Raw genomic sequence first — 21,991 nt, forward strand, 5'->3', positions numbered from 1 at the left:
TCTAGGTTTTAAAATAATCCTTCTGTTGGTACGTAGGAACTTTTAGTATACATCAATGAGGGCGTAAGCTTCTCATTGTAGTAACTTCTATCTGCAATAAAGTTCACATCTTTATTACGCAGATGTCCGTTATTAGGGTTCATGTATTCATCATTATTCTCTAGTGATTTTAAATCATACATTTAAATCCCTCCTTTTTTTTAGTTTTCTCAAATTTATAATTTTTTATTACTAAATTTTTTATTTTTATGTTATAATTTATATTTGATAAAATACTATTGGAGGAAACAATACATGACTAATTCAATATATATTGATAAGATACAAGGTGAAGAAAATTTATCTACTAACTTAACTCAAACCTTTCATATTTCCACTTATGGATGTCAAATGAATGAAGAAGATTCAGAAAAAATATCAGGAATGCTTAAAAGAATAGGTTATTCAAATACTGAAGTTAAAGAAGATGCCGATATAATTATATTTAACACATGTTGTGTTAGAGAAAATGCAGAAAATAAGGTTTTCGGTAACTTAGGTCAATTAAAGAAACTTAAAGAAGAAAGACCAAATCTAATTATAGCTATTTGCGGATGTATGATGCAGCAAAAAGGAATGGCTGATAAGGTTCTTAAAACTTTCCCTTTTGTAGACATAATTTTTGGTACACACAACTCTTATAAATTCCCTGAATACCTAGATAGAGTTCAAAAAGATGGGGTTCAAGTAAAGGAAATTATAAATAAAGAGGATGGCATAGTAGAGGGTCTCCCTATAGATAGAAAAAGTGATGTTAAAGCATTTGTAACTATAATGTATGGTTGTAATAACTTCTGTACTTACTGCGTAGTTCCTTATGTAAGAGGACGTGAAAGAAGTAGAAAACCAGAAGATATAGTAAAAGAAGTAGAAGAATTAATCTCTCAAGGATATAAAGAGATAACTGTACTAGGCCAAAATGTTAATTCTTACGGTAAGGATTTAAATGATGGAATGTCTTTCGCAAAACTACTTAGAACTTTAAATGAAGTTAAAGGACTTGAAAGAATAAGATTTATGAGTTCTCATCCTAAGGATTTAACTGATGATGTTATTTTAGCTATAAAAGAATGTGATAAGGTATGTGAGCAAGTACATTTACCAGTTCAAAGTGGCTCTTCAGCTATATTAAAGGCTATGAACAGACACTATACTAAAGAACAATATATCGAATTAGCTAAAAAGATAAAAGCAGAGATTCCTGAGGTTTCTATAACTACAGATATCATAGTTGGATTCCCTGGTGAAACTGATGAAGACTTTGAAGATACTTTAGAATTAGTTAAAGAAGTAGAATATGATTCTGCCTTTACATTTATATATTCAAGAAGAAATCATACTCCTGCTGATAGAATGGAAAATCAAATTCCAGAGGAAATCAAGCATGAAAGATTTAATAGATTAGTTAAAACTTTAAATGAAATAGTAGAGAGAAAAAACAAAGTATACGAAAATAAAACAGTTGAAGTTTTTGTAGAAGGTACAAGTAAAAATCAAGAATCAAGACTTACTGGAAGAACTAGAAACGGTAGACTTGTTAACTTTGAAGGTTCAAAAGATTCTATAGGAAAATTAATTAATGTAAATATAACTAAAGCTGGTTCATTCTCATTAACTGGCGAGGAATGTAAATAAAAGCTCTTATTTTAAGAGCTTTTAAACTAATTTAGGAGGGTAATTATGGCTTTAACTCCAATGATGCAACAATACTTTGAAATAAAAGAAAAGTATAAAGATTGTATCTTATTTTTTAGATTAGGCGATTTTTATGAAATGTTTTTTGAAGATGCTGAAATAGCTTCAAAAGAATTAGAACTTGTTCTAACAGGTAGAGACTGTGGTTTAGAGAACAGGGCACCTATGTGTGGTATACCTTACCATGCTGCTAACTCTTATATTGGAAGACTTATTTCTAAAGGCTACAAGGTAGCTATAGGGGAGCAGGTAGAAGATCCAGCTTTAGCTAAAGGAATAGTTAAAAGAGATGTAATAAAGGTAATAACTCCAGGAACATTTACAGATACAGCTTTTATTGATGATAGTAAAAATAACTTTATTATGTCTATATATAAATCTAAAGAAAATTTATGTGCTATATCTTCAACAGATATTTCAACTGGGGACTTCTACTGTACCAGTTTTACATATGATATTTCTTTAATTGGAGATGAAATATCTAAATATAAACCATCTGAAGTGATATTAAATGATGATTTTAGAGATCATACTGCTGAATTTGCTTTAATATATACTGGACTTATCTCTTTTAGAGACAATATGTATTTTGAGAATGACTATAGCTATCTTTATGATCAATTCAAAGATATAGAGTTTAACTTGGTTCAGGATGAAAAAAAATCTTCAATTAATTCATTAATAAAATATATTATAGATACTCAAAAAATGTCTTTGTCTAATATTAACACTATAAACTTCTATAATATACAAGATTTTATGACCATAGATGCCTCTTCAAGAAGAAACCTAGAGTTAACTGAAAATATTAAAGACAAAAATAAAAAAGATTCTCTGCTTTGGGTATTAGATAAAACTAAAACATCTATGGGTTCTAGAACATTAAGAAGATGGATAGATGAGCCTCTTATTTCTTTAGAAAAGATTAATAATAGGCTTGATGCTGTAGATGAACTTCGTAATACCTTAATAGATTTAGAAGAGCTTAGAGAAGCTCTAAAGGCCATATATGATATAGAGAGAATAATAGGTAAGGTATCTAATAAAAATGTATCAGCTAAAGATCTAATCAGCTTAAAATTATCTTTATTTAAGGTGCCAACTATTAAAAACATAATCTCTAAGTTCAATAGTTCTTTATTTAATACATATTACAATGACTTAGATGAATTAGCAGATATCAGAGATCTACTAGAAAATTCTATTTTAGAGGATCCTTCTTTATCTATAAAAGAAGGAAACATAATAAAAGACTCATATAATGAAACTATTGATAAGCTTAGAGAAGCTAAATTTAAAGGAAAAGAGTGGATTGCAGCTTTAGAAAACCAAGAAAGAGAGTTTACAGGGATTAAATCCTTAAAGGTTGGATATAATAAAGTTTTTGGATATTATATTGAAATAAGTAAAGCTAATTATTCAAATATACCTGAAGGTAGATATATAAGAAAGCAAACCCTTGCAAATGCCGAAAGATTCATAACGGATGAGTTAAAGAAAATTGAAGACGATATATTAGGTGCAGAAGAAAAACTTATCGCTTTAGAATACAATGTCTTTTGTGAAATTCGTGATGAAGTTGAAGCTGCTGTGGATAGATTAAAACTTACAGCAAAGATTATATCTGAACTAGATGTAATTTCAACGTTCTCAAAACTAGCTATGGAGAATAACTATGTTAGACCTAAGCTAAATAATTTAGGAAAAACTACTATTACAGAAGGTAGGCATCCTGTAGTTGAAAAGGTGATTGATAGAGGAGAGTTTGTATCTAATAATACCAAACTCGACATTAAAGATAATCAATTATTAATAATCACAGGTCCTAATATGGCTGGTAAATCTACATATATGAGACAGGTAGCTCTTATAACTTTAATGGCTCAAATTGGGTGTTTCATCCCTGCAACATCTGGTGATATAGGAATTTGTGATAAAATATTTACAAGAATAGGTGCTTCAGATGATTTAGCTGGAGGTAAATCTACATTTATGGTTGAGATGTGGGAAGTTTCAAATATATTAAAAAATGCAACTTCTAACTCTCTAGTCCTTCTAGATGAAGTTGGAAGGGGGACCTCAACTTATGATGGTTTAAGTATAGCATGGTCTGTTATAGAATATTTAAGTAAAGGTAAACTAAAACCTAGAACATTATTTGCAACCCACTATCATGAATTAACTCAACTAGAAGCTGAGATTAGTGGGGTTAAAAATTTCTCTGTTTCTGTTAAAGAAATAAACGATACTATTATCTTCCTTCGAAAAATCGTTCCAGGTGGAGCCGATCAATCTTATGGAATAGAGGTTGCAAAATTAGCTGGTTTACCTACTGAAGTTATAGAAAGAGCCAAAGATATACTTGAAGGTTTAGAAAAAAATCAAACCTCAAAAGCTAAAATCGAACCTAAAGAAAAACCTAAAGCTAAATCAAAAAATAATGTAGATACTTCCATGCAGATGGATTTTGAGTCCTTGGCTAAAGATGGGATGTTAAGCAAATTAGCTAACCTTGATATATTAAATATGACTCCAATGGATGCAATGAATAGTCTACACAATATTATTAAAGAAGCTAAAGAACTTTTAAAATAAAGGAGGTGTTTCTCCCTTTGAAAAGAATAAATATATTAGATTCACAAACTTCAAATAAAATAGCTGCTGGTGAAGTAGTAGAAAGACCTTTTTCTGTAGTTAAGGAATTAGTAGAAAATTCTATAGATGCTTCTAGCAAAAATATTATAGTTGAAATAGAAAATGGCGGAGAAACTCTTATAAAAGTTATAGATGATGGTGATGGTATTCACAAAGAAGACATATCAAAAGCCTTCTTACCTCACGCAACCTCTAAAATTAAAGAAGTAGAGGATATATATAATATAATTACCTTGGGCTTTAGAGGAGAGGCATTAGCATCTATTGCCTCTATATCTAAAACCATACTAAAATCTAAAACTTCCTCAGATGATATTGGAGTTGAAATATCTTTAACTGGGGGAAGTATAGATCATATTGTGGAGAGTGGAGTAAATAAAGGAACCTATATAGAGGTTAGAGATTTATTCTTTAATGTACCCGCTAGAAAAAAATTTATGAAATCTCAATCAAGAGAGAGTGCTTTAATTAATGATATATTAACTAGGATTGCTATAGCTAATCCTAGTGTAGCCTTTACTTTGATTATGAACGGGAAAAAGGCTTTTCAAACTTTCGGAAGTGAAAAAGAAGAAGATGTTCTTAGAACCATTTATGGGAAAAATATTTTAGAAAACTTAGTTTCCTTTGAAGCTTCTACAGATATAATAACGGTTCATGGTTTCGTTGGAAAAGAAGAGATTGCAAGAGGAAGCCGAAATAATCAAAGTATTTTTATTAATGGAAGATATATAAAAAATAAAACTATCACAGCTTCGATAGAAAATGCTTTTAAGTCCTTTGCTACAGTTAATAAGTTTCCTTTTTTTGTAGTATATATAGAAACTTATCCTGAATTTATTGATGTAAATATACATCCAACTAAAGCAGAGATTAAATTTAAAGATGAGAGAATTCTATACAAGGTGGTTTTTGATGCAGTTCATAATGCTTTAAAAGAAAATGTAAAAGCTTCTTTTATGAATGATGAAGTTTCAAAAGAAGAAATATATGAAAATGTACACTTTGAAGATACCTCTTCTTTCAGTGAAATTATTCCTAAAATAGTTCCAGAGGTTGCTAAGCCCGTATATCCTGAATATTCTTCGGAAACTTATACAGAGCAAAAATCAGTTGAATTACCTGTAGATCTTAAAAGTGTAAAACCAGAAATAAAAGAGATTAATGAATCCTACGAATCTAGCACTACTGTACCTATACATAAAGAGCCTAACTATATAGATACAGTACCAGAGCCTAAGCTGCCACCTTATAGGGTTATAGGGCAATATAACAAAACCTATATACTATGTGAATATAATGAAAATCTCTATATTGTAGATCAGCATGCAGCTCATGAGAAGTATCTCTTTGAAAAGTATTATGATTCTATAAAGAATAAGGAAGTAGAGATTCAGCCTCTATTAATTCCTTCTGTAATCCAGCTTACTTTAGATGATTATGTTTATTATGAAGATAATTTAAAAGTTTTTGAAGATGCTGGATTCACCTGCGAACCCTTTGGTGTAAATACCATTGCTATAAAAGAGGTTCCGTACTTTTTAGGTAAACTAGATCCTAAGGGCCTATTTTTAAGTATTCTAGATAACCTTAAAGCCTTAGGAAGCGGCACTACCTTAGAAGTAAAATATAACAAAATAGCAACATTATCTTGTAAGTCTGCTGTAAAGGCTAATAATGAGTTAACCTTAGAAGAAATGAAAGAACTTATAAACCTTATGAGATACATGAAAGATCCTTATCATTGTCCTCATGGAAGGCCAACAATAATAAAAATATCAAATTATGAACTTGAAAAAAGATTTAGGAGAGTTACCTAAAATGAATAAAACAAACAAAAAGAAATTATTAGTTATAGGTGGTCCTACAGCAGTTGGGAAGAGTGATATAGCTATTAAACTTGCAAAAGAATTAAACGGAGAGATAATTTCAGCTGACTCCATGCAAATCTATAAATACATGGATATAGGTTCAGCAAAAATATCCAAAGAAGAAATGGATGATATTCCTCACTATTTAATAGACTTTCTTGATCCTAGAGAAGAATTTTCAGTTTCAGATTTTAAAGATATGTGCCTAAAGAGTATGGAAGATATCTATTCTAGAGGGAAGTTACCTATAATAGTTGGTGGTACTGGATTATATATAAATTCTATAATTTGTGATATGACTTTTACTGAAAGTGAAAAAGATGATGAGTATAGAGAACATCTACTTAAGCTATCAGAAGAGCATGGAAATCAGTATCTTCACAATATGCTAAAAGAAGTAGACCCAATATCCTCAGAGCAGATTCACTATAATAATGTAAAGAGGGTAATTCGCGCTTTAGAAGTATATCATTTAACAGGAAAATCTTTTTCATCTTATAATCTAGGAGAAGGTATATATAACTGTGATTATGATTTACATTATTATGTTTTGAATATGGATAGAGCTACTCTTTATGAAAGAATAAATTATAGAGTAGATCTTATGATGTCAAAAGGTCTTCTTGATGAAGTTAAAACTCTAAAAAACATGGGATTAACAAGTGATACGCAGTCAATGAAAGGTATTGGATATAAAGAGCTTCTAGATCACCTTAATAACAAAACCTCTTTAGAATTTGCTATAGAATCAATTAAACAAGGAAGTAGAAACTATGCAAAAAGACAACTTACTTGGTTTCGAAAAGATCCTAGATCTATATTTATAGATAAGGATACTTTTAATGGTGATATAGATATTGTTAACAAAATAACTGGTGACATAATACAATCTTAAGAGTATAATAGAATTAATTTCTTATGGAAATATGGAGGATGAGTTTATATGAATAAGCAAAATAATAACTTGCAAGATATCTTCTTAAATGGCGCAAGAAAAAATAAAATAGCTGTAATTGTATACCTTACAAATGGCTTTCAATTAAAAGGATACGTTAAAGGTTTTGATGCATTTACTGTAATTTTAGATTGTGATGGAAAGCAGATGATGATATATAAGCATGCCATTTCAACTATAAACCCTGCAAAAATAATTTTATTTAATAACGAGAATGTATAATATATACTCTCTATGCAGTGCATAGAGAGCTTTTATTTGATGAAGTATTTAAAAAACGGAGGATATAAATGTTAGATTTAACAATAGAATATATAAAGAGCCAATATAATATAAGTGAAGAAACTATAAATCTATATAATAAAACAATAGTGGATATTCAAGATCAATTTAAAATCTATGATGAGATAAGAGAGTATAACCAAATCAAAGTCTTAAAAGCTCTTCAAGAAGAAAGAATAAGCGACTCTCATTTTACCAATTCTTCTGGTTATGGTTATGGAGACATTGGGAGAGATGCTCTAGATAAGGTATATGCACACATATTTAAGGCAGAAAGTGCTCTAGTAAGACCACACTTTGTAAATGGAACTCACGCGATAGGTACAGCCTTATTCGGTAATCTTCGTCCAAATGACACTATGCTTGCCGTAACAGGAACACCATATGATACCTTACATAATATAATAGGTCTTGATGAAACCAAAAAGATAGGTTCTTTAAAAGAATATGGAGTAAATTATAAACAAATTGACTTAACTGAATCTGGAGATTTTAATTACACTGAGATAGAAAAAATATTAAAAGAAGATTCTTCTATAAAATTAGTACACTTACAAAGAAGTACAGGTTATGGTTGGAGAAATTCTTTTAGTTTAGATGCCTTAGAAAAGGCTATAAAGTTCATTAAGAATGTAAAAAATGAAGTAATTGTTTTTGTTGATAATTGCTATGGAGAATTTATAGATACTAAAGAGCCTACAGAAATAGGTGCAGATTTAATAGCAGGTTCATTAATCAAAAATATAGGTGGCGGAATTGCTCCAACAGGAGGGTATATAGCAGGTAGAGAAGAATACGTTACTCAAGCTTCATACAGACTAACTGTTCCTGGAATAGGAGGGGAGTGCGGTTCTACTTTTGGCGTAATGAGAAGTCTATATCAAGGATTGTTTTTAGCCCCACATATAGCAATTGAAGCACTAAAAGGAGCTATTTTCTGTTCAAGAATATTCGAACTTGCTGGATTTGAAGTACTTCCTAAGTTTAATGACAAAAGAAGTGATATAATTCAAGCTATAAAATTCGGAAACAAAGAAAAGCTTATTGCTTTCTGTAAGGGAATACAAAAAGGATCTCCTATAGATTCATTTTTAGAGTGTGAGCCATGGGATATGCCAGGATATAATGACCAAGTTATAATGGCAGCTGGTGCTTTTATTCAAGGATCAAGTATAGAATTGTCTGCTGATGCACCAATAAGAGAGCCATACATTGCATACCTTCAAGGTGGTTTAACCTTTGATCACGCTAAAATAGGTGTACTTATAGCTTTATCAAAGGTATTATCAATAAATTAGATATATTTTTATAAAAAATAAAAACTGGCTTAATGCCAGTTTTTAATATGCTCTAAATAATCCAACAAGTTTACCTAATATAGCACAATTATCAACTATAATAGGATCCATAGTTTTATTTTCAGGTTGCAATCTTATATGATCTTTTTCCTTAAAAAATCTCTTTATAGTGGCTTCATTTTCTATTAATGCAACTATAATATCTCCGTTTAAAGCAGTAGTACATTGTTCAATTATAGCTAAATCACCATCATTAATTCCAGCTTCAATCATACTTTCACCAGAAACCTTAAGCATAAATAATTCTCTATCATGTTTTATATATTCAATAGGTATAGGAAATGAATCCTCTATATTTTGTGTAGCTAATATAGGAGTTCCAGCAGTAACCTTACCAACTATAGGTATGTTAAGCATTTCTCTCTTAGCTGAATTTAATTCAACAATCTCTAAAGCTCTTGGCTTAGTAGGATCCCTTTTAATAAAACCCTTTTTCTCAAGTCTCTTAAGATGACCATGAACAGTTGAGGTTGACTTTAAATCTACAGCCTCACATATTTCTCTTACAGACGGTGGGTATCCTTTGTTTTCAGTATAGGTTTTAAGAAATTTATATATTTCTGATTGTTTATCCCTTGTCATTATTAACACCTCTCTAACTGATTCCTATTATAACATACGTATTTCAAATATTCAAACCTATGTTCCCATAAGTTAATTTGATTAGTTTATGCTAATTTGATATAATCTAGTTTGTAATAAAATAAAAGGAGAATTATAATGGATAAGACTAATGTTTTTAATGATTCTGAATTTGCAGATGACGATAATTGTATATATAATTCAAATAAAATTTGTAATAATTGCGGAAAATGTTTAGAAGCTGAGGGAGTAGACATCAGGGCAATTAAAATCGAAGAAATTGCTAAAGTATCTGAAGAAACTTCAATAAAAGCTAGTGAATCCCTTAAAGAAGAAATAGATGATCAAGAAGATAGCGTAGAAGTTTTTGATGAATCAAGCTTTTTGGAAGAAGAAGAGTACGAAGATGCATGGGATCACATTGAGTATATAGATGATGTTCAAAATATTTTAGATGATGATATTGCATTAGAAGAAAACTCAGAGGAGATTTACCCAGGATTAATTAGGATAAAGAGATTTTAATAAGTCTCTTTATCCTTTATTTTTAAGAAGTTTTCTGGTTTTCTATTTAACTACTTTTCTATTTAACTATTTAACTTCTTATTAAACATAATGGTTGGTGTTAGTATAATTTTATGGACACATTTTGGTAATGCATCTAATGAATTTTTTTTAATAGAAAAACTTTTACAGAGCGGATGTTTATAACTTTGATAAAGGATTTTGTTTTACAGCTTCTCTTAAAACCTCATCATCAACATGAGTATATATCTGAGTTGTAGATATGCTATCATGACCTAAAATGCTTTGAAGGCTTCTTATATCTACATTTCCATGCTTATACATGAGAGTAGCAGCAGTGTGGCGTAATTTATGAGGAGTGTATTTTTGCTCAGTTAATCCAGCTTCTATAGTATATTTTTTTACTATTCTTTCGACGCTTCTTTTATTTATTCTCGTTCCCTTGGAACTTATAAAGAGAGCATCATTGTCATTCTCGGATATATTCTTTATTTTTTTTCTTTCTATCATATAAGAATCTAAAGCTTTAATGCATGCTTCGTTTAAATAAACTGTTCTTTCTTTATTACCTTTTCCTATAATAGTTAATATATCTCCCTTAATTTTAGATATATTTATACCACAAAGCTCTGAAACACGCACTCCGCAATTTAAAAATATAGTTATCATGCAGTAATCTCTAGCATAAAATTTATAACTTCTATCCATAGAATTCAAAAGCTTAATAGACTCATCCAAGGTTAAATAAACAGGGTGGCGTTTATTAAGTTTTGGAGATTCTAACTCCTTAGCTGGATTATTTCTAACTATTCCTTGTTTTCCTGATAAAAAATTAAAAAAAGACTTTAAAGCAGCCACTTTTCTAGCCCTAGCATAAGTTCCGTTTTCTCGTTGTTTTTCTGCAAATGAAACAAATGCATACAAATCCGAAAGTTTTATACTATTTATAAAAGCCTCATCTATAAAACTTAAATCAACCTCATTAAACTCAGTATTCTTATGAGCTTTACCTTTATATATTGCTATAAACTTAAAAAACATCATAATGTCAATTCTGTAGCCATCAATAGTATTAGGAGATTTCCCTCTAATTGTACTTAGATAATTTAGAAAATCAGCTAATAATTCAGGAATATTATCATCGTAAGCTATATTTATATCATATTTCATTAAATTTTCTCCTTTGTCGCCTTAATAATTAGTATTTTATACCTTTTTAGCCCTTTTTTCAAGCAAAATATGTCGCTAAATAAGCATTTAGCGACGTTATTCTTCCAGGAATATATTTTTAGCTTAAAATCATAGTAAATTTTTACGTTTAATCGAATTTTCAAATCAATTTCTTTAATTAAACTTGCCTTTTGTAATACACATATATTACAATGTATTTATATGTATTACAGGAGGCGTATTATGGGAGAAATAAAGGCGACAACATTTAGATTATCAGAAGAAACTATAAAATCATTTAGAGAAACAGCTGAAACACATGGAATGACACAAGAACAATGTTTAGCAAACTTATTACATGTGTTTGAACTAAAGGAAGCAAAAGAAGTTTTTAAGGATAGAAAAAAAGAAATTGAAATTTTCGAGGAATACATTTCTAGAATACAAAATTTGTATTTAACTTCTTTAGAAATCAATTTAACCGAAGAAGAAAGATTTAAAACAGAATTTAATAAAGACTTAGAGGAAAAAAGCAATATAATTATTTCACTAAATAAAGAATTAAAAAAACTAAAAGATAAAAATGAAAAATTACAAGAAGAATTTTTAGAACTCAAGGAATCCTTAAACAAAAAAGAAACTTCACTAAAAGTTTATGATGAAATGCAAGCTCAGAATAAGTTTCTTATAAATAAAATAACAAAAGATAATGAGGCTTTATCTTTTAAAATAAAAGAGCTAGAAGAAGAAAATATCAAAGCAAAAGAATATGAAATCTTAAGTAAAGATCTTCAGGAAAAGATAAATTCATCAAACAATACTATCATAGAAAAGAATCTATATATAAACTCTATAGAAAGTAAATTAGAGTTTTTACAATCCTCTTTAACCCAAGCCAAAGACGAAATTACTACTATAAAATCCACTAACAAAGAAGAAATATCTAAAATGAAAGATGAATTTCAAAGAGAAAAAAAACTTACAGCTGATGAACTTAAAGAAAGTTTAGAAAAGTATTATGATTTAAAGATTTCCACCGAATTAAAGTTCTCATTAAGCGAAAAAGATAATGAAATCGAGAAATTAAAATCAGAAATTAAAACCTTAAAAGAAAAAAATAAGGAGAAGACTAATTAACAGTCTTCTCCTCTACTTCATCTAAACATTTATTTCAGCTTTTAAATTAAGCCCTTCAGAATTGTTTTCTAATATAGGATTTATGTACTCTTCTATAAACTCTTCTACTTGACTTGGAGATCTTCCAATAAACTTATTAGGATCTATTATATCTCTAATTTCATTTTCAGTTAACCCAAAACCACCATCAGCTATTATTCTATCTATTAAATCATTATTTAACCCTTCTCCTTTTACTCTTTGAGAAGCTTCCATAGAATAACCTCTTATCTTTTCATGTAATTCCTGTCTATCTCCACCTTTTTTAACAGCTTCCATCATTATGTTTTCAGTCGCCATAAAAGGTAATTCATTATTTACATGAGCCGCTATTACCTTGTCATAAACCACCATACCTTCAGATATATTCATATATAGATTTAACACTCCATCTAAAGCTAAAAATGCTTCTGCTACTGCTATTCTTTTATTTGCAGAGTCATCTAAAGTTCTTTCAAACCATTGAGTAGCTGCAGTAACTGCTGGATTTAATGAATCTACTATTACATATCTTGCTAAAGCTCCTATTCTTTCCGATCTCATAGGATTTCTTTTATAAGCCATAGCTGATGATCCTATTTGATTTTTTTCAAAAGGCTCCTCTACTTCCTTCATGCTTTGTAAAAGTCTTAAATCATTAGAGAATTTATATGCACTTTGCGCAACTTCTGATAATGTATTTAAAACTATAGAGTCTAATTTTCTTGGGTAAGTTTGACCTGTTACTCCATAACTTTTCTCAAAACCCATTCTTTTAGCTACCATAACATCTAAAGCTTTAACCTTACTTTCATCACCTTCAAATAGAGTCATAAAGCTAGCTTGAGTTCCAGTTGTACCTTTAACTCCTCTAAGCTTCAATGTGCTTAATACATGATCTATATTTTCAACATCCATAACCAAATCCTGCATCCACAAAGTTGCTCTTTTCCCTACTGTAGTTAACTGAGCAGGTTGAAAATGTGTAAATCCTAGTGTAGGCATATTTTTATATTTTAAAGAAAATTCTTTAAGCAGCGCTAAAACACTTACAATCTTTTTCTTTATTAATAATAAAGCTTCCTTCATTATTATAACATCAGTATTATCACCTACATAACATGATGTAGCCCCTAAATGTATTATTCCTTTAGCAGAAGGACATTGCAGTCCATATGCATATACATGACTCATAACGTCATGTCTCACTTCTTTTTCTCTTTTTATAGCTTCCTCATAGTTTATATTATATATATTAGCCTTTAATTCGTTAACTTGTTCTTCAGTTATATTAAGGCCTAATTCCTTTTCACATTCAGCTAATGCAACCCAAAGTTTTCTCCATGTAGTAAACTTCATATCATCTGAGAATAAAAAACTCATCTCCTTAGATGCATATCTTGAATTTAATGGTGTACTGTATAAATCAGTTCTAGTCATAAAAACCTCCATACGAATGTATTTGTTATTTTATTAATTTTAGTTCGCATTTTATTATATCATATTTTATAAAAAATATCAGTTATATTACTATTTTTTCATGAATATAAATTAAACATATATTATATTATGGGAGATGGTTATATGTATAAAGTTAATCTATTAGACAAACTTTCTTTTTTATTTGTTATTATAGGCTCTATCAATTGGGGGTTATACGGTCTATGTAACTTCAACCTTGTTCATTATCTATTTGGATTTGCCCCATTATTAGAACGCATAATATATATTATAGTATTTGTTTCAGGATTAAATTTAGTCGCACTAGTTTTTAGAAGTAAAATGATATTAAAAAGAGAGCAATAAAAAAAGGTTCTATACGAACCTTTTTTATTATTCTTCTAAAGTTTCTATTAATTTAACAACTTCTTCTACTGCTAAAGTTTCGTCATCGCCTGAAGCTATAACTTTTACTAAAGCATCTTTAGTAACTCCTAAAGATAATACTCCAATTAAACTTTTAACGTTTGCTTTTTTTCCATTATACTCGATTTGAACATCAGACTTAAAAGATGAAGCCTTCTTTACTAATAAAGTAGCTGGTCTTGCATGTAATCCAGTAGCGTTTTTTACTAAAACTTCTTTAACTACCATCTAATTCACCTCTTTGCATTTATTTCGTTATGTTTATCAATAACTTATTTCATTATATATTGTTTTGTAGTTAATTTCAACACTATAAATTAAAATATTGCTTAATTTAAAGCCAATGTAAATGATTTTATTCTTTTTATTCCTTCCATTATGGCATCGTTTGAAGTAGCATAAGATAATCTAATGTAGTTTTCTAGTCCAAAACCTATCCCTGGAACTACTGCTACCTTCTCTTTTTCTAAGAGCATATCTGAAAAAGTCAAAGAATCTTTTATAACAACGGAATCAATAGACTTACCTATTAATTTTTTAATATCCACCATTACATAAAAAGCTCCTTGAGGATATATATAATCTAGATCATTTATATCATCTAATAATTTCACCATTAAATCTCTTCTACTATGAAAAACTTCTATCATGTCATGTAATTCATCTTGTGGACCTTCAAGCGCTTCTAATGCAGCATATTGGCCTATAGTAGACACATTTGATGTCATATGACTTTGTATACTACTCATAATCTTAATAACTTCTTTTGGCCCTGCTGCATATCCAACTCTCCACCCTGTCATTGCATAAGACTTAGACATTCCATTTATAACAATAGTTCTATTGTAAGCATCCTCACTTAAACTTCCAATACTAATATGTTTATAATCTCCATAGATTAATTTTTCATATATTTCGTCCGCTATTATAAACAAATCATGTTTTTTTGCAAATTCACTAAGCTCTATTAATTCTTCTTTAGTATATATAGTTCCTGTAGGATTATTAGGTGAATTTATAAGAATGGCTTTTGTTTTCTCTGTAACATATTTTTCTAAAATATTTATATTAAACTTATATCCATCTTCTTGTAAACACTCAACAAACACAGGCTTACCATCTGCAAGTTTTACAAGCTCCGGATAACTAACCCAATAGGGAACAGGTAATAAAACTTCATCACCTGGATTTAAAATTGATAAAAACAAATTAGCTAAACATTGCTTTGCTCCTGTAGATATGATTACCTGTGATTCATTATAAATTAAGTCATTATCTTCTTTTAATTTCTTAATTATAGCTTTTTTTAGTTCAGATATACCAGCTGCTGGCGTATATTTCGTTTTGCCTTCTTCCATAGCCTTTATAGCTGCCTTAATAATATTAGAAGGTGTATTAAAATCCGGCTCTCCAACACCAAAACTTACTACATCAACCCCACGACTTTTCATTTCTTTAGCCTTAGCAGTTATAGCCAAAGTTATTGATGGCGATAATTGCTCCCCTTTTTGCGATAATTTCATATTTTACCTCCATATCTTTTGTCTAAATGTAATAATTTATTTAAATGTATTTCATTTACCCCATATTGACCTATAAGACTTGAATTTTTATTGCTTATTGAATGACAGTCACTCCCACCAGTTATTATAAGCTTGTGTTTTTTTGCTAGATTATAAAAAGTATTTATCTTCTCCTTATTATGACTTGGATGATATATTTCTACACCACTTAAACCATGACATTTCAATCTTTTAAATAGATTATCTAATTCCATTTGTCTTGGTATATCGCCAGGATGAGCTAAAACCGCTATACCTCCTGATTTTTTTATGATATCCAAAACTTCCTTATAGTATATTTTTTCTCTTTTAACAAATCCAGCCTTTCCTTCAATCAAATAATTCTTAAAAGCTAATTTAAAATTCTCGCTGTATCCTTTTTTAACTAACAACTGAGCTATATGAGATCTTCCAAGTGTAGATATGCTATTTACACATAAATCATTTATATCTATATTTATCCCTATATCTTTTAATTTTGTTATAATACTTTCTACTCTTTTTACTCTTGAAGCCTTAAGCTTTTCTACAACATTTTTAAGAGTAGGGTTATCTACATCTATACAATAACCTAATATATGTATCTCTATATCATCTTCATACTCAGTGGAAAATTCTATACCTGGAATTATGTCTATGTCTGAATAGTGGTATTTAGTAATATATTGTGAAGACAATGTGTCATGGTCTGTTATAGAAATGTATTTTACATTTCTTTCAATTGCTATATTTATAATTTCTTCTGGCGTTAAATTGCCATCGGAATATGTAGAGTGAATATGCAAGTCAGCATACTTCATAATCTTCACCTATTTTCTATATCTTTATAATAAAAATATATCATTTTATTAGATAGATGTAAATATTCCATAATTATTAATAAAATTAAAAAAACCCCATAAAGGGGTTGTCTCTTTGTTATCTTGGTTGAATAATTAATTTTATGGCTGTTCTTTCTTCACCATCTATTATTATATCTGTGAATGCCGGAACACATACTATATCTTTTCCACTTGGCGCAACAAATCCTCTAGCAATAGCTATAGCTTTAACAGCTTGATTTATAGCACCTGCACCTACTGCTTGAATTTCTACGATATTTTTCTCCTTTATTATTGCCGCTAAAGCCCCCGCTACTGAATTTGGATTAGATTTTGTTGAAACTTTTAATACTTCCATTATTTTGACCTCCTAGATTAATAATGTACCCGCATACGTTTACATTAGAAGTTAACTATTATTTCTTTCCCTTAATATATATTCTATATGTATTTTAAAATTCCTTCTTTTATTATAAATAATTTTAAAAAAAATACATTTTGTTTTAACAAAATGTATTTTCTATCGATTATTTTGCGTATTCCACAGCACGTGTCTCTCTAATTACATTTATTTTAATTTGGCCAGGATATTCTAGCTGTTCTTCTATGTTTTTTACGATATTACGTGCCATTTCAATAGCCACAGCATCATCGACTTGATCTGGTTTAACCATAATTCTAATCTCTCTTCCAGCTTGAATGGCATATGACTTTTCTACACCTTCATATGAGTTTGCAATCTCTTCTAATTTTTCTAATCTCTTTATATAAGCTTCTAAAGTTTCTCTTCTAGCACCAGGTCTCGCTGCTGATATAGCATCTGCAGCCTGAACTAATATTGCCTCTAGAGATATCATTTCCACATCTCCATGATGAGCAGCAATAGCGTTTACTATCACTGGGGATTCATGATACTTCTTAGCTAGGTCTCCACCTATTAAAGCATGTGGTCCTTCATATTCTTGATCCACTGCTTTACCTATATCATGTAATAATCCAGCTCTTCTTGCTATATTTACATCTAAGCCTAATTCCGAAGCCATTAAACCTGCTAAATAAGCAACTTCTATGGAATGTTTTAAAACATTTTGACCATAACTTGTTCTGTATTTTAATCTACCTAACAATTTAATAATCTCAGGATGTAAACCATGTACCCCTGTTTCAAAGGTAGCTTGTTCTCCCTCTTCCTTTATATCGTTTTCGACATCTTTAGTAGCTCTTTCTACCATTTCTTCAATTCTAGCAGGATGAATTCTTCCATCTACTATCAATTTTTCTAATGCTATTCTTGCAACTTCTCTTCTTATCGGGTCGAAACTAGAAAGTATTACCGCCTCAGGAGTGTCATCAATTATTAAATCTACTCCAGTTAAGGTTTCTAAGGTTCTTATATTTCTACCTTCTCTTCCTATTATTCTACCTTTCATTTCATCATTTGGAAGCGCCACTACATGTACTGTTGTTTCAGAAACATGATCTGCTGCACATCTTTGAATAGCTGTAGTAATTATTTCTCTAGCTTTTTTATCAGCCTCTTCTTTAGCTTTCATTTCTACATCTTTTATCATCATTGCACTTTCATGTTTGATTTCTCTACTAATTTCATCAAGAAGAATTTGTTTCGCTTCTTCAGATGATAATCCAGAAACCTTTTCTAATTCATGTCTTCTTTTAACTAAAATTTCTTGAGCATTTACTTCCATTAAATCAATGTCTTGTAATCTTTTATTAATTGTTTCGTCTTTCTTTTCTAAGATTTCACCCTTTTTATCAAGAGCTTCCTCTCTTTGGATTAATCTTCTCTCTAATCTTTGTACTTCATTTCTTCTTTCTCTTGATTCCTTTTCGAAGTCAGTTCTTAATCTATGAACCTCTTCTTTAGCCTCTAAAATAGCTTCTTTTCTTAAGGAATCTACTTCTTTTTTGGAATTCTCCAAAAGATCATTTGCTTCTTTTTCTAAATTATCAATTTTATTTCTTGAAACTTTATTGATTACTATATATTGCAATCCAGCTAAACAAGCTAGAACCACTATATCTATTAAAATAAGTTTCATTTCCATACAAACACCTCCTTCGCAATCTTCAAAATATAATATATTAAATAAAAATAAGATAGCGTAAAAAGATGTCATATTAAATTCTAACTGTTGTTTAGTAATATGATAAACCAGTATTTGTTATTATTGTATAGCAATTTTTTTCTTATGTCAAGCAGTATCCTTTACTATAAAAGTTACTACATCTTTATTATTACCTATTTTTAAATAAAAATAAGCAAAAAAATAAATAAATCGCAATGCGATTTATTTATTTTCAACTTTTTTTTCTATTTTTTCAGTTTCAGGCTTTTTAACCTTTTTAACTTCAGTTAAAGGAAGACCATATTTTTCTCTAATTTTATTATCTATTTCTAATGCTAAATCTGGGTTTTCTTTTAATGATTGTTTAGCATTTTCTCGTCCTTGGCCAAGTCTTGCTTCGCCATAAGAAAACCATGCACCACTTTTTTGAATGATACCTTCTTTTACTCCTACATCTATTAAGTTACCCTCTCTAGATATACCTTCATTATACATTATATCAAATTCTGCATTTCTAAACGGTGGAGCTACTTTGTTTTTAATAACCTTAACTCTTGTTCTGTTACCAACAACATTTTCACCTTGCTTTATTGAATCAATTCTTCTAACGTCCATTCTTACTGATGCATAAAATTTAAGTGCTCTTCCTCCTGGTGTTGTTTCAGGATTTCCAAACATTATACCAACTTTTTCTCTTAATTGGTTTATAAATATAGCTACACACTTAGATTTGCTAATACTTCCCGCTAATTTTCTTAATGCTTGAGACATTAATCTTGCTTGCAATCCAACGTGGGCATCTCCCATTTCTCCTTCTATTTCCGCTCTTGGTACTAAAGCTGCTACAGAGTCTACTACTATTACATCAATAGCCCCTGAACGAACTAGAGCTTCTGCTATTTCTAGCGCTTGTTCACCAGTATCAGGTTGAGATACTATTAAGTTTTCTGTATCAACACCTAAATTCTTAGCATAGCTAGGATCCAAAGCATGTTCAGCATCTATAAACCCTACAGCTCCACCTAACTTTTGAGCTTCAGCTACAATATGTAATGCAACCGTTGTTTTACCTGAACTCTCAGGTCCGTATATTTCAATAATTCTTCCTCTTGGAACACCACCTATGCCTAAAGCAATATCTAGGTCTAAGCAACCTGTTGAAATAGAATCAACACTCATTCCATGATTTTCGCCTAATTTCATAATTGAACCTTTTCCAAATTGTTTCTCTATTTGTCCCATAGCGGCTTCTATAGCCTTAAGTTTTTCCGTATCTAAATTAGCCATTAAATCTCATCCTTTCACGAACATTTGTTCTATTTATATTATAAAATACATATTATTTAATGTCAACATATATAACATAAAAGTTCCAATTATTAGTTGGAACTTTTATTAGAATTATAGACCATATTTATTTATTTTATTCTACTTATTCGTATTAATAGTATGTTTATTTTTATTAAAATAATCAACCCCAGATAATATTGTTATTACAACTGCAATATATAACAAAACTTCAGGTAAATAAACATATAACCCATGTAATACATTATTAGCAGTAAATTTTTCTAATAATATCTGTGAATTATTTATATTTACTTTTAGTAGTAGAGCTATGATTGCTATAATCTGAATTACTGTTTTAATTTTTCCCCACCAAGATGCTGCAATAACAACACCATCACTAGCGGCAATAGTTCTTAATCCAGAAATAGCAAATTCTCTTGCGATTATTATAACAGCTGCCCAACCCGGCATTACTTGTAACTCAACAAGTGAGATTAATGCAGATGTTACTAAAAGTTTATCTGCTAAAGGATCCATAAATTTCCCAAATGTAGTTATTTGATTTCTACTTCTAGCTATATATCCATCTAGCTTATCTGTTAAAGATGCCAAAATGAATATAAATGTTGCTATAAATGTTCCATAATCAATTTTAAGTGCAATAAAAATTAAAAATATAGGAACTAAAAAAATTCTAATAATAGTTAATCTATTAGCAAGATTCATCACAAACAACCCCTAGTAAATCATATTCCAAAGCCTCAGTTATCTTAGCTTTTAAGTACTGTCCTATCTCAATGTCTTTTCCTTTTATAAGTATATTTCCATCGATATCTGGTGCTAATTCTTCACTTCTAGCCGAATAAAATTCTCCATCATATCCTTCTACAAGAATATCATAAATTCTTCCAACTTTCAATTTGTTTATTTCAGTTGAAATTTCTTGTTGTAAAATCATGAGCTCTTTTTCTCTTAAATCTTTTACCTCTTCAGAAATCTGCTCCTTCATATTAGCAGCTGGAGTATCCTCTTCTTGTGAGTATTTAAATACACCTACTTTTTCAAGTTTATACTCTTTTAAGAAACTCTTTAGTTCTTCAAAATCTTCATCAGATTCTCCTGGGAATCCAACTATCAAAGAAGTTCTTAGTGTAATGCTTGGCATAGCTTTTCTAAGTGAATCTATCTTATTTGTTATAGTTTCTTTTGTTGTCTTTCTTCCCATTAGCTTTAATATTTTATTAGAAATATGTTGAATAGGAAGATCTATATACTTACATATCTTTTCTTCAGTTGCCATTACCTCTATAAGTTCTTCCGTTATTTCTTCTGGGTAACAGTACATGATTCTTATCCATTTAAGCCCTTCAATTGTGCATAGCTTCTTCAAAAGGGTAGGTAATTTCTTTTCTCCATTATATATATCAACCCCATATCTAGTTGTATCTTGGGCCACTAATATAATTTCTTTAACGCCATTTTTAACTAATTTTTCTGCTTCTGCTATGATACTTTCTATTGATCTACTTCTAAATTTGCCTCTTATTTTAGGTATAATACAGTAAGTACAGAAATTATCACAACCTTCTGCAATCCTTAAGTATGCAGTACTTTTATCTGTAGTTATTACTCTTTCTCCTTCATTTATATTGTTATCTGAGTAATCTACGGATAATATTTTTTGTTCATTTTCAATGTAATTAGAAATATGCTCATTAATTTTTTTATAGTCATTAACTCCTAGCATTATATCTATCTCTGGCATAAGTTCACTTAATTCTTTTGAATACCTCTGAGTTAAACATCCTGTTGCAATTAACAACTTACAATTATATTTATTTTTATATTTAGCCATTTCTAAAATTGTATCAATAGATTCTTGTTTTGCTTTTTCTATAAATCCACAAGTATTTACAATTATTATATGAGCTTCTTTTGGATCATTAGTGAAATCATAATTTGTTTTCATTTGTCCCAATATAATTTCAGAATCAACCCTATTTTTGTCACAACCTAAGCTAACTAAGCCTACTTTATATTTTGTCAAAACAACTCCTCCTGTGCTTAAGTAATAAATT

At 29.6% G+C, this 21,991-nt stretch carries 21 protein-coding genes; 9 read left to right on the plus strand and 12 right to left on the minus strand.

The window, feature by feature from the left end; all coding sequences use genetic code 11:
• Positions 1-8 precede the first annotated feature (8 nt).
• The gene (locus B3N22_RS08555; protein ID WP_181603805.1) at positions 9-182 is read right to left on the minus strand and encodes a hypothetical protein; all 174 of its coding nucleotides are present in this window, start codon (positions 180-182) and stop codon (positions 9-11) included.
• Between the two features lie 112 nt (positions 183-294).
• Between B3N22_RS08555 and miaB the strand changes: the two genes are divergently transcribed.
• From miaB to B3N22_RS08585, 6 genes are all read left to right on the plus strand, one after another.
• On the plus strand, positions 295-1,674 hold the full coding sequence (gene miaB / locus B3N22_RS08560; RefSeq protein WP_286906304.1) for a tRNA (N6-isopentenyl adenosine(37)-C2)-methylthiotransferase MiaB: 1,380 nt from the start codon (positions 295-297) through the stop codon (positions 1,672-1,674).
• A gap of 45 nt (positions 1,675-1,719) precedes the next feature.
• The gene (gene mutS / locus B3N22_RS08565) at positions 1,720-4,329 is read left to right on the plus strand and encodes a DNA mismatch repair protein MutS (RefSeq protein ID WP_286906307.1); all 2,610 of its coding nucleotides are present in this window, start codon (positions 1,720-1,722) and stop codon (positions 4,327-4,329) included.
• A gap of 17 nt (positions 4,330-4,346) precedes the next feature.
• Complete coding sequence (gene mutL, locus B3N22_RS08570; protein WP_286906309.1) at positions 4,347-6,209, plus strand: DNA mismatch repair endonuclease MutL; 1,863 nt, start codon at positions 4,347-4,349, stop codon at positions 6,207-6,209.
• A 1-nt stretch (position 6,210) separates the two neighbouring features.
• A complete protein-coding gene (gene miaA / locus B3N22_RS08575) occupies positions 6,211-7,155 on the plus strand; it encodes a tRNA (adenosine(37)-N6)-dimethylallyltransferase MiaA (RefSeq protein WP_286906311.1) in 945 nt (314 codons plus the stop codon).
• A gap of 48 nt (positions 7,156-7,203) precedes the next feature.
• A complete protein-coding gene (hfq, locus tag B3N22_RS08580) occupies positions 7,204-7,437 on the plus strand; it encodes an RNA chaperone Hfq (protein ID WP_021802076.1) in 234 nt (77 codons plus the stop codon).
• Positions 7,438-7,505: 68 nt separating this feature from the next.
• Positions 7,506-8,795, plus strand: a complete 1,290-nt coding sequence (locus B3N22_RS08585; protein WP_286906314.1) for a methionine gamma-lyase family protein — start codon at positions 7,506-7,508, stop codon at positions 8,793-8,795.
• Positions 8,796-8,837: 42 nt separating this feature from the next.
• Here the strand turns inward: B3N22_RS08585 and lexA are convergent, their stop codons facing one another.
• Complete coding sequence (gene lexA / locus B3N22_RS08590; RefSeq protein ID WP_286906316.1) at positions 8,838-9,437, minus strand: transcriptional repressor LexA; 600 nt, start codon at positions 9,435-9,437, stop codon at positions 8,838-8,840.
• A 138-nt stretch (positions 9,438-9,575) separates the two neighbouring features.
• Between lexA and B3N22_RS08595 the strand changes: the two genes are divergently transcribed.
• Positions 9,576-9,962, plus strand: a complete 387-nt coding sequence (locus tag B3N22_RS08595; protein WP_286906318.1) for a hypothetical protein — start codon at positions 9,576-9,578, stop codon at positions 9,960-9,962.
• A gap of 180 nt (positions 9,963-10,142) precedes the next feature.
• Here B3N22_RS08595 and B3N22_RS08600 read toward each other — a convergent pair whose 3' ends face one another.
• Positions 10,143-11,132, minus strand: coding sequence for a tyrosine recombinase XerC (locus B3N22_RS08600; RefSeq protein WP_286906320.1), 990 nt, complete (start codon positions 11,130-11,132; stop codon positions 10,143-10,145).
• 243 nt (positions 11,133-11,375) lie between these two features.
• Between B3N22_RS08600 and B3N22_RS08605 the strand changes: the two genes are divergently transcribed.
• A complete protein-coding gene (locus B3N22_RS08605; protein WP_286906322.1) occupies positions 11,376-12,269 on the plus strand; it encodes a coiled-coil domain-containing protein in 894 nt (297 codons plus the stop codon).
• A 21-nt stretch (positions 12,270-12,290) separates the two neighbouring features.
• Here B3N22_RS08605 and purB read toward each other — a convergent pair whose 3' ends face one another.
• A complete protein-coding gene (gene purB, locus B3N22_RS08610) occupies positions 12,291-13,727 on the minus strand; it encodes an adenylosuccinate lyase (RefSeq protein ID WP_286906324.1) in 1,437 nt (478 codons plus the stop codon).
• A gap of 144 nt (positions 13,728-13,871) precedes the next feature.
• Here purB and B3N22_RS08615 point away from each other — a divergent pair, with 144 nt between their 5' ends.
• Complete coding sequence (locus B3N22_RS08615; protein ID WP_021802083.1) at positions 13,872-14,093, plus strand: DUF378 domain-containing protein; 222 nt, start codon at positions 13,872-13,874, stop codon at positions 14,091-14,093.
• 27 nt (positions 14,094-14,120) lie between these two features.
• Here B3N22_RS08615 and B3N22_RS08620 read toward each other — a convergent pair whose 3' ends face one another.
• The 8 genes from B3N22_RS08620 to rimO all read right to left on the minus strand — a co-directional run bounded on the left by B3N22_RS08620 (position 14,121) and on the right by rimO (position 21,960).
• The gene (locus B3N22_RS08620) at positions 14,121-14,381 is read right to left on the minus strand and encodes an HPr family phosphocarrier protein (RefSeq protein ID WP_021802084.1); all 261 of its coding nucleotides are present in this window, start codon (positions 14,379-14,381) and stop codon (positions 14,121-14,123) included.
• Between the two features lie 101 nt (positions 14,382-14,482).
• Positions 14,483-15,676 carry a pyridoxal phosphate-dependent aminotransferase gene (locus tag B3N22_RS08625; protein ID WP_286906326.1) on the minus strand — a complete coding sequence of 398 codons (1,194 nt, stop codon included), beginning with the start codon at positions 15,674-15,676 and terminating at the stop codon, positions 14,483-14,485.
• On the minus strand, positions 15,673-16,515 hold the full coding sequence (locus B3N22_RS08630) for a PHP domain-containing protein (RefSeq protein ID WP_286906328.1): 843 nt from the start codon (positions 16,513-16,515) through the stop codon (positions 15,673-15,675). Before B3N22_RS08630 ends, B3N22_RS08625 begins: the two co-directional genes overlap by 4 nt.
• Positions 16,516-16,633: 118 nt before the next feature.
• Positions 16,634-16,894: a stage V sporulation protein S gene (locus B3N22_RS08635; RefSeq protein WP_021802087.1), complete on the minus strand. Its 261-nt coding sequence runs from the start codon at positions 16,892-16,894 to the stop codon at positions 16,634-16,636.
• 169 nt (positions 16,895-17,063) lie between these two features.
• Positions 17,064-18,596 carry a ribonuclease Y gene (gene rny / locus B3N22_RS08640; RefSeq protein ID WP_238904593.1) on the minus strand — a complete coding sequence of 511 codons (1,533 nt, stop codon included), beginning with the start codon at positions 18,594-18,596 and terminating at the stop codon, positions 17,064-17,066.
• A gap of 249 nt (positions 18,597-18,845) precedes the next feature.
• Complete coding sequence (gene recA / locus B3N22_RS08645) at positions 18,846-19,910, minus strand: recombinase RecA (RefSeq protein ID WP_073016010.1); 1,065 nt, start codon at positions 19,908-19,910, stop codon at positions 18,846-18,848.
• 141 nt (positions 19,911-20,051) lie between these two features.
• The gene (gene pgsA, locus B3N22_RS08650; protein WP_286906331.1) at positions 20,052-20,639 is read right to left on the minus strand and encodes a CDP-diacylglycerol--glycerol-3-phosphate 3-phosphatidyltransferase; all 588 of its coding nucleotides are present in this window, start codon (positions 20,637-20,639) and stop codon (positions 20,052-20,054) included.
• Complete coding sequence (gene rimO / locus B3N22_RS08655; protein WP_286906333.1) at positions 20,626-21,960, minus strand: 30S ribosomal protein S12 methylthiotransferase RimO; 1,335 nt, start codon at positions 21,958-21,960, stop codon at positions 20,626-20,628. Before rimO ends, pgsA begins: the two co-directional genes overlap by 14 nt.
• Positions 21,961-21,991: the final 31 nt, after the last annotated feature.

The organism is Clostridium sp. UBA1652 (assembly GCF_002320975.1).
In the GTDB taxonomy this organism is placed as follows: domain Bacteria; phylum Bacillota; class Clostridia; order Clostridiales; family Clostridiaceae; genus Clostridium_T; species Clostridium_T intestinale.